Origin of the sequence: Shewanella sp. S23-S33 (genome assembly GCF_043359565.1) — a bacterium.
GTDB lineage: Bacteria > Pseudomonadota > Gammaproteobacteria > Enterobacterales > Shewanellaceae > Shewanella > Shewanella oncorhynchi.
Genome location: NZ_JBHFFD010000061.1, coordinates 1 through 16152 on the forward strand (window position 1 = coordinate 1; position 16152 = coordinate 16152).

Genomic DNA, 16152 nt, shown 5'->3' on the forward strand with positions numbered 1-16152 from the left:
TAGGCGCCCTTATTTGTCTTTAGAGTAATAGTAGGATTACTCGTGGGATTTGAGGATCTGATAAATTTCCTCTTTTAAATGTAACTTTCTGCTTTTGAGTTCTTTCACTGTGGGATTGAAATCACTGGCGACACGTTTTTCCAGTTGTTTGATTTCCTCGTCTAACTGATTATGCTCATTAAACTTACGTTGAAAATGAGCATCTTGGGTTTTCAGGGTGGAAATTAATTCTCTGTACTCTGGAAACATCGGCATTCTCCTTGTCGTCATTTACTACACTTCAGGTTACGCCTTAACCCTAACCTTATACCAAGTCGTTAAACGTGACTTAGATCACTTTTAGCGGTCACTTAGATTAATACTAATGGATGATTTATTTTAATCTATTTTAAATCAGTGCCTTAGGTATTTGTTGCCACAGACTCTGGCATGAGTTCAGGATCTAGTTCACACTTTGTTTGGTATAAATCAGACTGACATTCGAAATATGGGCAAATTTGCTATCTTGTGAGCAGATGCTGGTGTAGTTGGTAATTTCATTACGACTAAACAATTACTTCTTGCCGATAATTCTGTGATCAAGTTAACCTTCACCGCTTCGATACTAGGTTAAAGTCGATTTTATAAGAATTTAATTATCAAAAATGAAAGGGGTTTTCACAATGGCTGATGTATTTCATTTAGGTTTGACCAAAGCGATGCTCGATGGTGCAACCTTAGCAATCGTTCCTGGTGATCCAGAGCGTGTAAAACGTATTGCCGAACTAATGGACAATGCTACGTTTCTTGCTAGCCACCGCGAGTATACAAGCTATTTAGCGTATGCCGATGGCAAGCCAGTAGTCGTGTGTTCAACTGGTATCGGTGGTCCATCTACTTCTATCGCAGTAGAAGAACTTGCACAATTAGGTGTGAATACCTTCCTGCGTGTAGGGACTACAGGCGCAATCCAACCTCATGTTAATGTGGGTGATGTGATTGTGACTCAAGCTTCAGTACGTTTAGATGGCGCGAGCTTACATTTTGCACCTATGGAATATCCAGCGGTTGCAAACTTTGAATGTACCACTGCTATGGTTGCAGCGTGTCGCGATGCTGGTGTTGAGCCACACATTGGCGTAACAGCTTCTTCTGATACTTTCTACCCAGGCCAAGAGCGTTATGACACTGTCACAGGCCGTGTAACGCGTCGTTTCGCGGGTTCAATGAAAGAATGGCAAGATATGGGCGTACTGAACTATGAGATGGAGTCTTCCACTTTGTTCACTATGTGTGCCACTCAAGGTTGGCGTGCAGCCTGCGTTGCTGGTGTGATTGTAAACCGCACCCAACAAGAAATTCCTAATGAAGCCACAATGAAGAAAACTGAAGTGAGTGCGGTTTCTATCGTGGTTGCTGCAGCGAAAAAATTGTTAGCTTAATTTTTAGTAAGCTAAGCAACACTCCCCTGCAAAGTGAGTGCTCAGAATAGAAAAGGTGCCAATGGCACCTTTTTTGTTGCTTTAAAACTATGCCGATACCGATTAGAAATGGTATTGAGCAATCACAGAGTAAGTGTCTTGATCGACGCCTTTCACACCGTATTTGTTGGTCCACAGATCGTATTCGATACCCACCAATAATTTATTGGCTTGATGATCACCGAACAGGCTCTTACCGAGATCGTATTTTAGCTGTGGGTTGAAATGGAAGTTTTCCTCGTAGCCGTTATCGTCGGTGGCAAATACCCAGTCGATAAAGCCATCGAGTACTATGTTGGCAGATCCAACAGGGATATCGATACGAAATACAGGAGTGAACTGCCAGCCGTCACTATTGTTACCAGTGCTCATACCATCGCGGCGATAGGTATTAAAGTTAAGATAAGTAAAGTATGGTACTGCTACGTCAACCCCTAAACCGTAAAGTAGGCTGTGGACTGGGCCTTCACCTTCTTCATAGGTTAACGCTAGAGACAAGTCTGTTACTGGGCCAAAGGCTATTTTTTCGCCAAGAATTTTACTGGCACTAAAACGTGGCGAAATTTCACCATAGGTAGTGCTTTCCATGCCTGTATCGTTACCTTTGAAATAGATAAAATCTTGGAAGGCAAACCAATCACCGTATTTCCAGCCGCCAGCCGTTTCTAAGGTAATAGTGGCTTGTTTATCCGATGGCGCTAAATCGTAGTCTTCGCCATAGAGGGCTGTTGCACTGAAATCCCACCACTGTACTAAGTCACCCGCAAATGCTTGAGGAGAAAGCATTAGTGCTAGGCATAGGCATGTTTTTTTCATTGTTATTTCCTGTTGTATAGGTCGAAGTTAATTCGTGTCTTACTCAATCCGCTCTCTGACCTATGGCATGGTTTGATGGGTAAGTTCAAACCTAGCGCGAGTGTACGTCAAAGGACTTGCTCAAAAGTGGGGGCAATATATGCAAAAATTTACATTTATTCAAAGTTTTTATCGAATGTTGTTGTCAAAATCACATAATCATTAGTGAGGGATTTTATTTTTAGATAATTGATTTTTAATGTTTTTTATTGTTATTGCGCCGCTTGTGGATTGGGGTCTTGCTATCTTTTTGAATTGATTATGCTTAATTTTAAAACAACCTGACGGCTTTCGTGGGCGGATATGGGAGAATGAGGATTAAGTCATAGGTGATTGAGTGTGCGTTTTGACAGGGTAAATTTTGACATATTATGTCGATTATCCGAAACTCTGCTGTTATAGTGCAGTAAAGGACACTCTCATTTCAGGGGGAAATATGGAGTTTTCAAATCCGATTTTAGTGTGGGCAGTGATTGGTTTAGTGTTAATGCTCGCCGAAATAGTGGTTCCAGGTGGCATAATAGTGTTGCTGGGTGCGGCTTGTTTAGTCGTGGCAGGTGCGTTAGGCATAGGACTGGTCGAAGGTGTCGTGCAGAGCATGACCCTGTGGTTTATCTCTGCCATTGTGTTGTTATTGGCTTTCAGACAAGTCACTCAGAGGCTCGTTGGTGGTGATTCCCATGTGGATAACACGGATGAAGCAATCGAACTATACAATCAAATTGTTCGCGTAAAGCAGACCATAGGTCCTGGGCAAACACCTGGGCGGGTGGAGTTTCAAGGTAGTGAATGGCCAGCGCTTGGCGATGGCAGCATTATTGAGGCGGGTACCGAAGTCAGAATTATTTGTCGTGAAAATATCGCTCTAGTCGTTGAGCCTATTTCAATAGAAGCTTCCAAAAACTAAAGGATGGAATCTATGTTTGTATTTACCTTAGTCGTTTTATTTATCTTTTTTATTCTTTATAAGTTGATGTTAATTGTGCCGATGCGTGAAGTGCATGTCATTGAGCGTCTTGGCAAATTCCGCGCAGTATTAGAACCTGGATTTCATATTTTGATCCCTTTTTTCGATCGAGTCTCCTACCGTCACGATACCCGTGAGCAAGTATTAGATGTGCCGCCACAGAGTTGTATCTCCAAAGATAACACTCAACTTGAAGTGGACGGCTTGGTCTACCTAAAAGTGATGGATGGCAAATTGGCGAGTTATGGTATTGAAAACTACCGTAAAGCAGCTGTGAATTTAGCCCAGACCACTATGCGATCTGAAATCGGTAAGCTGAGTTTGAGTGAGACTTTCTCTGAACGTGATAGCTTAAATGAATCAATAGTGCGGGAAATAGATAAGGCTTCCGAGCCTTGGGGGATCAAGGTATTGCGCTATGAAATTCGTAATATCACGCCTTCACGCCATGTGATCCACACTCTTGAGAAGCAGATGGAAGCTGAACGCCGTAAACGTGCCGAAATCACCTTAGCGAATGCCGAAAAAGCCGCGATGATCAATATGTCTGAAGGTGAGCGCCAAGAGGCCATTAACCTGTCAGAAGGTCAAAAACAGAAACGGATTAATGAAGCTAAAGGTACAGGTCAGGAGATCGCTATCATAGCCAAAGCAAAATCCGAAGGTATGGCAATGATCTCGCAAGCATTAGCCATCAATGGCGGTACAGATGCGATGAATATGCTATTAAAAGAACAGTTTATTGCTCAAGTTGGTAAGATCCTCAATGATGCACAAGTCTCTGTTGTTCCCGCTGAAATGGCAAAACTTGAAGGTTTCTTCGAAGGCATGGAGCAAGTCACTCAGACTATGAGTGGCCAGAATAATCTTGGCAAAGGAGCGCGATAATGAATATTCCAGTAGATACAGATTTGATTGTGATGGCGATTTGGGGCCTGATATTTGCCATTTTTGTGATTAAACTATTTCAATCGATCCGCCTAGTACCCACTAAATCGGCTTTTATTGTTGAGCGTTTAGGTAAGTATCACAGTACGTTAGATGCGGGGTTCCATACTTTGATCCCCTTTGTGGATAAAGTGGCTTTTATTCATGATTTGAAAGAAGAAACCATTGACGTACCACCGCAGGAATGTTTCTCGAGCGACGAAGTAAACGTTGAAGTGGATGGGGTGATTTATATCTCTGTGACTGACCCAGTGAAGGCCAGCTATGGTATTACCGATTATCGTTATGCAGCAATTCAGTTGGCGCAAACGACGACGCGCTCTGTCATTGGGACACTTGATCTTGATCGTACGTTTGAAGAGCGTGATGTGATTTCAGCCAAGGTAGTGCAAGTCTTAGATCAAGCGGGTGCCATGTGGGGAATACGCGTGCATCGTTATGAAATTAAAAATATTACACCACCTGAAACCGTTAAAAATGCCATGGAAATGCAAGTAAATGCCGAGCGTGAGCGCCGTGCATTATTGGCTAAGAGTGAAGGTGACAAACAGAGTAAAATTAACCGTTCTGAAGGGGTTAAAGCTGAAACGGTAAACCGTTCTGAAGGTGAGATGCAGCGCCGGATTAACGAAGCCGAAGGTAAGGCTGAGGAAATTTTAACCATTTCCCGTGCGACGGCAGAATCGATTGAACGTCTCGCCTCTGTTATTGCCGCACCGGGTGGTCACAATGCCCTGCGGATGCAACTCGGTGAGCAATACTTTAAACAGCTCGATGGCTTAAGCCAGAAGAATAGTCGAGTCGTATTGCCGGGTAATATGGTGGATTTCGATTACTGGATGAATAGCATAGGCTTAACGGAAGAAAAACCGAGCTAAGGCTGTGGTTAAAATCTGAAACTAGCTAGTTCATTAAGGTCAAATACTCAGGTGTTTGGTCTTATTTTTTGGCTGAAATTTGATTCTGTGTGATGGAGAGTGGGTGGGTTAGACAGCTTCTGTTGAATGAACCGCCAGAAGCTGCAGTTGGGCATAGTTAAATTTTTCATTGAATGGAAGGCTAATAAGCTAGGCGTTCATGAATTTGGGAATGGGCGTGGGTTTCAATGAGCTTGGCAATTTGGTTTTGTTCTAATTGCTGAAGCGCAGAAATTTCGTCATAAATCTTGTCTTGAACATCCAGTGGCATGCGCACATGTTCCATAAACATCCTAATTCCCAGCATGTCGCCACTCTTGAACAATTGGCTGAATTCGGTGGCTTCTATCTCGATTAATGCATTCATAATACTTCACCCTGAGGTTGGATTTGACACAGATACAGCGGTCTTGCTGTTAATTAAGAGATACGCCTAAGTTTGATCTAGGTCAATTAAACTGCATATTAATCTTTCTTAATAAAGGATTTTGTTGTTTACAAATAATGGGTTATAAATTTAGTAGATCAGAAAATTTGAAATGAGTTGTTGTTTAAAACTGAGTTTTTATGGGTAGGCAGAATCAATAAGTAAGTCATGTTATACGGATAAAAAAATAGCGACGAGCGATAAAACGCTGGCCGCTATTTATTCTTAATAGTCTATCAGGAGTAGGCTAAAGCCTTATTTAGGAATCGCTAGAATCTGGCAACCATTAATCCCCGCTTTTTGCAGTGTATGACGTTTACGCTCTGCATCACGTTTACGCTCGAAGGGGCCTAAAGCAACCTTGTACCATACGCCAGTCGTACCTTCGACTTGTCTCACTTGCGCCTCTAAACCTTGGAAAGCGATGACAGCTTTCATCTCGTTCGCCTGTGATTCTTGGCGGAAAGAAGCACACTGCAACTGATATTGCATCGGTGTTCTGCTCGCAACAATATCGGGAATATCGACCTCAACATGCTTATTTTCAAGCTCGTTGAGATAGGTCCATTCTTCCTTTGGTTGTGGTGGCAGAGCATTTGGATCTTTCTTTGGCGGAACAATAAGCTCAGCAGTTTCAGTTGTCTCTACTGGGATAACGACCGCTTGGCGTTCAGGTTCTTTGACCTTAGGAGTAAGCACTGCTGTCTCTTGAGGCTTAACTTGTACTTCCGTTTTCTTGGCTGGAGCGGGTATCGGCTTCACTTCTTGCTTAGCATTATCTTTAATGCTTGACAGGAAATAGACGAAACAACCCACAGCGAGTATGACAAAGCCTATCAAGGTCAGCGGCAGCTTCTTACGCGGCGCCGATTTAGATTGTGAAGGCTTTGCTCGAGTTGGGCGAGTCGCGCGGATTGGGCGCGGTTTAGCGCCCGACTGCGGCCTTCTATTGGCATAATCGCGATTACTCATGGCTTACATCCGCTCTAAGGTTTCAATACCGAGTAGATTTAGGCCTTTTTGTAACGTACGAGCCGTCAGTTGCGCGAGTAATAAACGGCTGTTCTTTTGCGCATCATTATCGGCGGCAAGTACTGGACAAGCTTCGTAGAAGCTAGAGAAAGCACCCGCTAATTCATATAAATAAGCACACAGTACGTGCGGCTGACCTTTATCGACAACACGATTGAGGATCTCACCGAACTGCGCCAACTTATTACCAAGATCTTTCTCTTTTTCATGCTCAAGCACGATTTTCGCTTGGCTGAGATCCAGATCGGTTACTCGCTTGAATATGCCCGCAACACGGGTGTAAGCGTACAGCAGGTAAGGTGCGGTATTGCCTTCGAAGCTGAGCATTTGTTCAAAGCTGAAAATGTAATCGCTGGTGCGGTTTTTCGACAAGTCAGCATATTTAACGGCGCTGATCCCAACGACACGGGCAATTTCAGTCAGCGTGGCCTCATCCATATCAGGATTTTTGCTACGAACGAGTTCTAGCGCGCGCACATTGGCTTCTTCTAACAGGTCAACTAACTTAACGACACCGCCGCTACGAGTTTTGAATGGACGGCCATCTTCGCCGTTCATAGTGCCAAAACCTAAGTGTTCTAACGACATATCTTCACGGACAAACTTAGCCAGTTTCGCTAGGCTAAAGACTTGTTGGAAATGCAGTGCCTGACGTAGGTCAACAAAATATAGGACGCGATCGGCCTTTAACACGTTCGAGCGGTAGCGCATTGCCGCAAGATCTGAGGTGGCATACAAATAGCCGCCATCGGCCTTTTGGATGATAACAGGCAATGGCTCACCTTCTTTGTTGCGGAAGGCTTCTTGGAATACGACTTTAGCGCCGTTACTTTCGGTTAATAAACCTTGGGCATCTAAATCTTTAACCACTTGCTCGAGATCGGCGTTATAAGCACTTTCACCGTGTACATCGGCGCGGGTCAGGCTCACACCTAAACGGGCGTAGACTTCATGGCAGTGGCTTAACGAAATATCGTTAAATTCGCGCCACAGTTTGTTGCAATACTCGTCGCCAGATTGCAGTTCAACCACTAACTGACGAGCGCGGGTGGCGAATTCTGCTGATTCGTCGAAACGCAGTTTAGCGGCACGATAAAAGTTTTCTAAATCAGACAGTTCAAGTTGAGCTTCTTCACCATTTTTGGCGCGCAGCTCTTCCATATAGGCCAGCAACATACCAAATTGTGTGCCCCAGTCGCCCACATGGTTTTGACGAATAACCTTGTGGCCTAAAAATTCTAACGCACGCACAACACTGTCACCAATGATGGTTGAACGTAGATGGCCTACATGCATTTCTTTGGCGAGGTTGGGTGAAGAGTAATCGACAACAACGGTTTGTGGTGTCGGTAACTTAATGCCTAAATGCTCATCGTTGACGGCATTTTGCAGTTGATCTGCTAAGGCGCTGTCGTTGATGAAAAAGTTGATAAAGCCTGGTCCTGCAATTTCAACCTTAGCCACAAAAGCCGAAGCCGGTAAGGTATCTATGATCAGTTGGGCTAATTCGCGTGGATTCTTGCCTGCGACCTTGGTCAGCATCATGGCTAAGTTGGTTGCCAAGTCGCCATGACTCTTATCCTTGGTTCGATCTACCTGAATGCGTGCTTCAAAGTCAGCAGGCACAATACCTTGTTGTTTAAAGGATTCTAGAGTTTGTTCAAGTAATGATTGGATATGTGATTTCATGGGTTCTAATCGGCACTAACTTTAAGAGTGAATACAGGGAATAACCGCATATTTTAGCCGTTTGTGGTTAACAATTGCTATCTTCCCGATGATTTTTTATCAAATGATTGTGAAATACTCGACTCAGAGGAGATCCTGCGGATCTCTGTCTAAGCTCCATCGGCAGCGTTTAGCTTCGATAAGTTGTTCTACAAGCGGATGAATACGTTCAAACTCTTGTTGCAAGCGATTGCGGTTTTTAGCTTGGAATAAGAGTTGGCGGCGGAACTTGCCAGCTTTTTTATCTAAGGGCGCTGGCATAGGACCAATCACCTCAAATTCTTTATCTTGTGGCAAAAGCGCTGCAAAGGCGTTGAGAAAGTTATCGGCATCACTGGCTAAATGCGCTTCGGCGCGCACCAACACCATGTGCCATGCTGGCGGCAGCAGTGCCTGTTGACGTTCTTTGAGCTGGCTGCGAGCAAACTCGCCATAACCGCGGTGCAGCAAATCCCGCAAAATGGGATTGTCGCTCTGGTGAGTTTGCAATAATACTGTGCCGGGTTTACTGGCGCGCCCTGCACGACCTGCAACTTGGGTATAGAGTTGCCCAAAACGCTCAGGTGCGCGGAAGTCGGCACTAAATAAGGCGCCATCGACATCGAGTAACCCAACAAGCGTCACATCAGGGAAGTGATGGCCTTTAGCCAGCATTTGCGTGCCGACGAGGATTTTATATTCCCCCTTATGAATCGCATTTAAGTGGGTTTCTAATGAGCCTTTTAGGCGGGTCGTATCACGGTCGATGCGCACTACTGGATGTTTCGGAAACTCCTGTTGCAGCGCTTCTGCGAGCTGTTCTGTGCCTATGCCTTGGCCCATCAACATAGTGCTGCCACATTTGTGACACTGCTTGGGGATGGCGTATTGATTGCCACAATGGTGACAGCAAATTTCGCCAAGGGATTGATGTACTGTGAAAAACGCGTCGCAGCGGTCGCATTCGTGTAAGTGCCCACACTCGTGGCAAAGCAGGGCTGGTGCGAAGCCGCGGCGATTGAGAAACAACAAGACTTGGTTGCCTGCGTCTAAATGCAGGCGGATTTCGTTCAGTAACGGCACTGACATACCGGCTTTCAGCGGCATATTTTTAATATCGATAATGCCTTGGCGCACTTTTTTAGCTGCACCTGCGCGTTCACCCAGTTGTAAATGATGGTAACGGCCGCTTAAGGCATTTTGTAGACTTTCGAGTGAGGGCGTCGCTGTGCCCAAAATCACCGGAATCGCTTCTAAATGGCCACGCATGACTGCCAAGTCGCGGGCATGATAACCAACACCTTCCTGTTGCTTGAAGCTACTGTCGTGTTCTTCATCGAGTATGATGATGCCGGGATACGCCATAGGTGTGAACAAGGCTGAACGCGTGCCAATAATGATGGCGGCCTGACCACAGCGGGCTTGGCGCCATGCTTCGAGTCTCTGATTGTCGGTTAACCCTGAATGCAAAATGGCAACATTGACTTTGAAACGGCGCTTAAAGCGATTGATTGTTTGGGGTGTTAAGCCGATTTCAGGCACTAAAATTAACGCCTGTTTGCCTTGCTTGAGGATTTCTTCGAGTACAGCAAGATAGACTTCCGTTTTACCCGAACCGGTAATGCCTTCTAATAAAGTACAGTGATATCCTTGTTGCAGATTTAAAGTGGCAACGGCGACGGCTTGTTCTTTATTGAGTTTATGTGGCGTTTCGTCCATTTCGAGTGTGGTGCGCCAGTCGAGGTTAAGCTCGGCAATTTTTTCATGGCGTGCCACCCAGCCTTTATCTTCTAGGGCTTTAAGCGCCGCTTTACTGATGTCTAAGCTGATAACCTCTTCTTGGGTTAAGCTGGCGGTTTTGAGTAACTCGAGTAGTTTTTTCTGTGCGGGTGCGTGTTTAACCGCTTCGGGCGCAATATTTTGGCCTATTTCAGTTAATTGCCAGAATTGGATCTTTTGTGGCGCGGCATCTAGCCCTTTACGCAGGGCCACAGGTAAGGCTTGGGTTAGCATCTGCCCTTGGCTGCAAAAATAGTATCTCGCAGCCCAAAGAGTTAATTTATAAAGTGATTCAGGCAGTAAAGGTTTATCGTCGATAAACTCGAGCACAGACTTAATTTGCTTTGGGGCTAAGCTGCAAGACTCAGTGATACCTGTGACTAACCCGATCAATTGTTGACGACCGAAGGGAACTTTAACGCGCACACCTATTTGCGGTGTACTAGGATAGGATTCGGGTACGCGGTAGCTAAAGGTTTGCCGCATAGGCACAGGTAACGCAACTTCGACAAACAATGACATATGCAGGCAAGTCTTAGACAAGAATGTGGTTTAGTGTACTCAGCGCGGCTGGCTAGGGCTAGCCCTAATGATGGTTTACCAAGGATAGTTGAGAGTAAATAAATGGCTAATATAGTGAAATCATTAGGTCTACTTGCTTTGGTGTGCAGCGCACCTAGCATGGCACAAGTCTCCCATGTGAGCATTAATAGCCGGATGTTTGAATTAGGCTATTACCCTAAACTCAGGGTGAATGTGATCGCAGACAATCAAGATATGTCGCGCTTAGAGTTTGTCGTGCAGCAAGCTAGCGGCGAAGAAAGGTTAATGGTTGAGGAGATTAATCGCTTTTTAGTTTTACTCACTGGCGTTGAAGATGTGAAGGATAGCAGCGCTAAACTCTTAGTGAGAGAGTATCGCCTTGACCGATGGTATGACGTCAAAAGTATCAATTTATTCGGTGCGGCTAAACCGGCCTCTGCCGCGTTAACGACAAAAGCGGTTTCGGACACTAAAAATACCACCACAGCGGGCGCCCCAAAAAGTGCGGATAAAGTGGGCATTAAGCCTGTAAAAGTGGTGGTAGAATCAAAGCCACTTGAAGAGGTAATGCCCGCAGTGACTGTTGTTACTGCTGCAAATACCCAATCCAAAGTACCAACGGTAGAAGTGGTGACTGGCTTTAAATTTCCTGAAGCCGCGAATAAACAAAATACGTCGGCTACTGAGATAAACGCCTTCGCTAAAACCTCTGAGACGATTGCTGTTGAAAAAGGGGCTGTTGAAAACGCTGCAACTGAAACAGTGGTTCCAGAAATAGTGAAAACGGCAAATAATGAGCAGAAACAGAATATTGCTGAAACGGCCTCACAGACGCCCGAACATTGCCAGTTAACGTATCTTGCTGGCGAGACGTTGTGGCGTATCGCCAATCGATATGCCAAGGATTGGGATGTGAGTGTATATGGCGCTATGTTGGCGATTTACGAGGCAAATCCTGTGGCTTTCTCGAAGAATAGAATCAATGCACTCAAGAGCAATGCGGTGCTATCTTGTCCTTCGAAAATGATTTTGGATCAGCATTCTGATGCTAAAGAGGCGCGGGCGGTATTTGAGGCTAAAGAAGCGGGAAAATAAGCCGCTTAACTAAAGTCAAAATAGACACGGATTAACCGGCAAACGCTCAGATAATCTACTTGTATCCCTTGTAGGTATGCTGTACCATTCTGCGCCCTAAACATATTGTTATTAACATGCATGTGGTGTCCGACTACGGGTTGGAAGAGCGACATGGCCTTACACTTTTGAGGTAACCCCAATGAAACCAGGTATCCACCCAACATACGCTATCATCACTGCAAACTGTACTTGTGGTAACGTTATCAAAGTAAACTCTACTGCTGGTAAAGATCTGCATTTAGACGTATGTGGTGCTTGTCACCCATTCTACACTGGTACACAAAAAGTTGTTGATACCGGCGGTCGTATCGACAAATTCAACAAGCGCTTTGCAGTGCTTGCAAAGAAATAATTGCGATTGCATTGTTTCTAGAAAAGGCGCCTATGGCGCCTTTTTGCTTTTTGTTATTCGTCGATTTTCTTTATTCCGCTTATTTTACATATCTAGCTGGTACGACTTCACTCAATAAATCGTCAACTTATTCAGTATTGAGAGTTCAAGTGTATAATTCGACTTATTTATAGCAATTAACTATAAGATAAATATGCTAGTCGCCATATATTGTAATTTAACCAACATTTTTGAGATTAAGTCGCTACAACTACCGCAGTAACTACAAAATATATGTTTGTTTCCTACAAAACATATTAAGAAATGCAGCTTTATTATAGGAGATAAGTTTATAAAACTAAGCTTAGAGGGTCTATTTGGCGGCTAAAGTGAAATTTATGAATCTCTTATTTATAAATTCCCCTTATTGGCGTATCTTACCCCGACCAGCCAGACTATTAACATCACCCTTTGGTGAGACTAGATGTGTGTTGGTAGGTCTTACTCTCATAAATTATAAATGTCGCATTTCAGGATTTTAAAATGTCAGATATTCGTCAACAAGCACTCGATTATCATGAATTTCCCATACCAGGCAAAACCGCAGTTTGCCTTACCAAACCCGCCGAAACGAGTCACGATCTCGCCCTAGCTTATAGCCCAGGTGTGGCTGAGCCAGTACGCGAAATCGCTGCAGATCCTGACAATGCGTATCGTTATACCAATAAAGGTAATACGGTTGCCGTGATTACCAATGGTACGGCTATCTTAGGTTTAGGGAATTTGGGCCCTTTGGCTTCTAAACCTGTAATGGAAGGTAAAGCATTATTGTTCAAGCATTTTGCGAATATCGATTCGACAGATATTGAGATTACGCATAATACGCCTGAGGAATTTATCAATACTGTTGCTGCGATTGCTGACACTTTTGGTGGTATCAATCTTGAAGATATTAAAGCGCCCGAATGCTTTGTTATCGAACGTGAATTGATTGCTCGTTGTAAAGTGCCAGTATTTCATGACGATCAACACGGCACCGCAATCGTGACTGCGGCGGGTATGATCAATGCGCTGGAAATTCAAGGCAAGTTGATAAGCGACGCGACTTTTGTGTGTATGGGGGCGGGGGCTGCTGCCATCGCTTGTATGACTATGCTGGTAAAATGCGGTGCGAATCGCGCCAATATTTACATGCTAGACACTAAAGGTGTTATTCATTCTGGCCGTACAGATCTTAATGAATATAAAGCACTATTTGCGAATGATACTGATAAACGCACGCTTCTTGATGTTATTAAAGGCGCAGACGTATTTTTAGGTTTATCAGGTCCAGACGTCATTGGTGCAGAAGAAGTCGCGCTGATGGCCGATAAGCCAGTGATTTTTGCGTGTTCTAACCCAGATCCTGAAATCAAACCTGCACTTGCTCATGCAACGCGTAGTGATTTGATCATGGGTACGGGTCGTAGCGACTATCCAAACCAAGTCAATAATGTATTGTGTTTCCCATTTATTTTCCGTGGCGCATTGGATGTGCGTGCGTCTTGCATTAATGATGAGATGAAAATTGCGGCAGTTCATGCAATTGCATCACTGGCAAAAGAGTCAGTGCCCGCGAGTGTATTGAAGGCTTACCCTAATGTGACGTCGTTGAGTTTTGGCCCAGAATACGTGCTGCCAAAACCTATGGACCCACGTTTATTGCCAAATGTCGCCCGTGCTGTTGCACAAGCGGCTATCGACTCTGGTGTGGCTGCGATCACCACTTTACCTAAATACGCCGACTAGGCTAAAAGTGGTAAAACATCGAAAAGAGGCTAATTAGCCTCTTTTTTGTTTTTAAGTGGACATTAAAGTCACAGCGTCTTAGTTGCCTTTTAGGTTATGCTACTGAATAATCAACGGACAACTTTTGTTGAACTTCTGTTAAAATCGCACAAATAATTATAATAATCCTGCAGGATAGCGGATAGATGAAATTCACCCGAATGTTAACTACAAAATTAACCAGCTTTTGGTTAATGTCATTAGCCGCTATCGCCTTCGTATTTTTGCTGAGCGCTATGATGAGTTTCGTGCAGCTGACCTATAAATTTCAGCAGCAAAAAGTCGCTGAACTCGAAACTATGTTAGTCGATCAGTTTCAACACCAACCTGATTGGGAGCTAGAGGCTTGGCTACCGCCTATGCTGCTTGCTTACAATGCCGTTAATTTTCGGTTGACCTTGAAAGATGAAGTATTATTTGCCTATGAAGGCAACCTTTCTACGCAAAATGCGATGGTGTATGACCATGTGCTAGAGCCGACATCAGGCTTGCGTATGCAGTTAACCTTGACTCAGCCCTTCGAGCATTACACTTTCAGTTGGTATGAAATTCTGATTTTGTTGGTCGGTATCTTAGCTGTGGCTGCCTTAGTGCGTTTTGGTTATTTATGGTTTTCACAGCAGCTCGATGGCATTGAAGAATTAGCCTTACGCAGTCGATTGATTCTGCAAGGTAAGTATGAGCAAGCACTCGCTACCCCTGGAAATGGTAAACCAAGGCTGATTAACCGTGCTTTGACTAAGTTGTTAGAAGAGTTACAGGACGCACAAAAGGAGCGGGGGCGTTTCGACAAATTCATCCGTTCTAATACCTTTCTTGATGCGGAAACGCGCATTGGTAACCGACTCTTTTTGAATAATCGTCTCGACGCCCTTAGTCATAATCAGGCTATGCTTGCCCACGGGGTAATCTATTTATTAGAAATGGATGATCTGGATTTATTGCAGCAATCCCAAGGTGAAGCAGTGACGAAAGAGCTATTAAACTCGACAGTTAATGCGATAAGTCAATTGCTGCAAACTCAAGCTAATAGTATTTTTGCCCGTCGTTCCCATAATCAATTTGCCATAGTCGTGCCGCAAATCTCCTTAATTGAAGCGGATCAATTTGCCAGCAAATTACTCAAGATATGTCTAAGCCAGCCTTTGCCTGATGTTGAGAATAGCGATAACTTTTTCCACCTCGGATGCGCTTATTTTACCGCAGGCGATAATGCGGCTCAGTTAATTGAAGAAGCCGATATGGCTTTGAGGGCGGCACAATTACAGGGTAATAGTAATTGGTTTATGTACGACAAAGGCGCGATTGATGAAGAATTTGCCAAAGGCTCAGTGCGTTGGCGTAGTTTTTTAGAAAATGCGTTAGTGCAAAGGCGATTCTTCCCCTTTAGCCAGCCGATAATTGATTCAGATGGTAATGAGCACCATAAAGAGATATTTACGCGGGCTCGGGATAATCAGGGGGCGTTAATCCGTGCCACACTGTTTATTCCAATGGCTAATAAATGTGGCTTAATGCCACAGGTTGAACGGCAAATTATTGAGCGGGTATTGTTATTATTGTCGAATGAATTAGCAGACGGCGTATCGAATGCTCAAACAGTTAAGAAATCAGCGCCGCAGATATACAGTATTAATCTGAGTTTGGATTCGCTAATGAGCCGAGCCTTCACTCAATGGCTAAAAACGACGCTATTAGAATATCGCCATCTCACCACGCGACTGATTTTCGAAGTGTCTGAAGATATCGTTATTCAACATCAAGAAAAGTTGCAGCCTAAATTAGATATGATCCGTAAAATGGGCGCGAGATTATGCGTCGATCATGTGGGTCAGCAGGTTGTCGGTACTTATTACATTCGCGAATGCCATTTTGATTTAATTAAGTTACACAGATCCATTGTGCGTCATATTCATTTACGACCAGAAAACCAATTATTTATCCGCAGTTTGATTGGCGGTTTATATCGAACGGAAGTACAAGTCTGCGCCGAAGGGGTAGAAGTCTTTGAAGAGTGGCAGACACTGCAAATCCTCGGTGTTGGCGCAGCGCAGGGAATGTATTTCAGTGAACCCATAGAGGCTAAGTAAGGGAAGTTCAGTGTTTGGGTGATTAATGTCGTCTTAGAGACAAATAGATCCTATTATTCACGTATTTATCTATAAAATACGAGCATTTGCGGCTAAACTAGCCAGTGCCAAAAATATGACGTTTGCGGTTTT

14 protein-coding genes are annotated in these 16152 nt (G+C 44.2%); 8 read left to right on the plus strand and 6 right to left on the minus strand.

Annotated features, from left to right (window positions below; translation table 11 throughout):
* Positions 1 to 36 precede the first annotated feature (36 nt).
* Complete coding sequence (locus ACHA99_RS16045) at positions 37 to 249, minus strand: YdcH family protein (RefSeq protein WP_006083288.1); 213 nt, start codon at positions 247 to 249, stop codon at positions 37 to 39.
* Positions 250 to 662: 413 nt separating this feature from the next.
* Here ACHA99_RS16045 and udp point away from each other — a divergent pair, with 413 nt between their 5' ends.
* A complete protein-coding gene (gene udp, locus ACHA99_RS16050) occupies positions 663 to 1421 on the plus strand; it encodes a uridine phosphorylase (protein WP_105251257.1) in 759 nt (252 codons plus the stop codon).
* Positions 1422 to 1523: 102 nt separating this feature from the next.
* On the opposite strand, the gene ACHA99_RS16055 is transcribed toward udp, so the two are convergent.
* Positions 1524 to 2276 carry an outer membrane protein OmpK gene (locus ACHA99_RS16055; protein ID WP_263148021.1) on the minus strand — a complete coding sequence of 251 codons (753 nt, stop codon included), beginning with the start codon at positions 2274 to 2276 and terminating at the stop codon, positions 1524 to 1526.
* Between the two features lie 475 nt (positions 2277 to 2751).
* Here ACHA99_RS16055 and ACHA99_RS16060 point away from each other — a divergent pair, with 475 nt between their 5' ends.
* Genes ACHA99_RS16060 through ACHA99_RS16070 form a run of 3 tightly spaced genes read left to right on the plus strand, consistent with a single transcriptional unit; the run spans position 2752 to position 5108 of the window.
* On the plus strand, positions 2752 to 3222 hold the full coding sequence (locus ACHA99_RS16060; protein ID WP_113940097.1) for an NfeD family protein: 471 nt from the start codon (positions 2752 to 2754) through the stop codon (positions 3220 to 3222).
* A 12-nt stretch (positions 3223 to 3234) separates the two neighbouring features.
* Entirely contained in the window at positions 3235 to 4170 is a 936-nt protein-coding gene (locus ACHA99_RS16065; RefSeq protein WP_393943810.1) for an SPFH domain-containing protein, read from the plus strand.
* Positions 4170 to 5108 (plus strand): SPFH domain-containing protein, encoded by a 939-nt coding sequence (locus ACHA99_RS16070; RefSeq protein WP_181800857.1) that lies wholly within the window; start codon positions 4170 to 4172, stop codon positions 5106 to 5108. Before ACHA99_RS16065 ends, ACHA99_RS16070 begins: the two co-directional genes overlap by 1 nt.
* Before the next feature lie 181 nt (positions 5109 to 5289).
* Here ACHA99_RS16070 and ACHA99_RS16075 read toward each other — a convergent pair whose 3' ends face one another.
* From ACHA99_RS16075 to priA, 4 genes are all read right to left on the minus strand, one after another.
* Entirely contained in the window at positions 5290 to 5514 is a 225-nt protein-coding gene (locus tag ACHA99_RS16075; protein WP_006083282.1) for a hypothetical protein, read from the minus strand.
* Between the two features lie 315 nt (positions 5515 to 5829).
* Positions 5830 to 6546 carry an SPOR domain-containing protein gene (locus ACHA99_RS16080; protein WP_168825699.1) on the minus strand — a complete coding sequence of 239 codons (717 nt, stop codon included), beginning with the start codon at positions 6544 to 6546 and terminating at the stop codon, positions 5830 to 5832.
* 3 nt (positions 6547 to 6549) lie between these two features.
* On the minus strand, positions 6550 to 8295 hold the full coding sequence (argS, locus tag ACHA99_RS16085) for an arginine--tRNA ligase (RefSeq protein WP_105251263.1): 1746 nt from the start codon (positions 8293 to 8295) through the stop codon (positions 6550 to 6552).
* Between the two features lie 123 nt (positions 8296 to 8418).
* Positions 8419 to 10614 carry a primosomal protein N' gene (gene priA, locus ACHA99_RS16090; RefSeq protein ID WP_393943813.1) on the minus strand — a complete coding sequence of 732 codons (2196 nt, stop codon included), beginning with the start codon at positions 10612 to 10614 and terminating at the stop codon, positions 8419 to 8421.
* A gap of 102 nt (positions 10615 to 10716) precedes the next feature.
* Here priA and ACHA99_RS16095 point away from each other — a divergent pair, with 102 nt between their 5' ends.
* From ACHA99_RS16095 to csrD, 4 genes are all read left to right on the plus strand, one after another.
* Positions 10717 to 11730 (plus strand): FimV/HubP family polar landmark protein, encoded by a 1014-nt coding sequence (locus tag ACHA99_RS16095; RefSeq protein ID WP_393943815.1) that lies wholly within the window; start codon positions 10717 to 10719, stop codon positions 11728 to 11730.
* A 181-nt stretch (positions 11731 to 11911) separates the two neighbouring features.
* Positions 11912 to 12124: a 50S ribosomal protein L31 gene (gene rpmE, locus ACHA99_RS16100; RefSeq protein ID WP_063883331.1), complete on the plus strand. Its 213-nt coding sequence runs from the start codon at positions 11912 to 11914 to the stop codon at positions 12122 to 12124.
* A 522-nt stretch (positions 12125 to 12646) separates the two neighbouring features.
* Positions 12647 to 13891 carry a malic enzyme-like NAD(P)-binding protein gene (locus tag ACHA99_RS16105; protein WP_393943817.1) on the plus strand — a complete coding sequence of 415 codons (1245 nt, stop codon included), beginning with the start codon at positions 12647 to 12649 and terminating at the stop codon, positions 13889 to 13891.
* A 185-nt stretch (positions 13892 to 14076) separates the two neighbouring features.
* Complete coding sequence (gene csrD, locus ACHA99_RS16110) at positions 14077 to 16020, plus strand: RNase E specificity factor CsrD (protein ID WP_168825693.1); 1944 nt, start codon at positions 14077 to 14079, stop codon at positions 16018 to 16020.
* Positions 16021 to 16152: the final 132 nt, after the last annotated feature.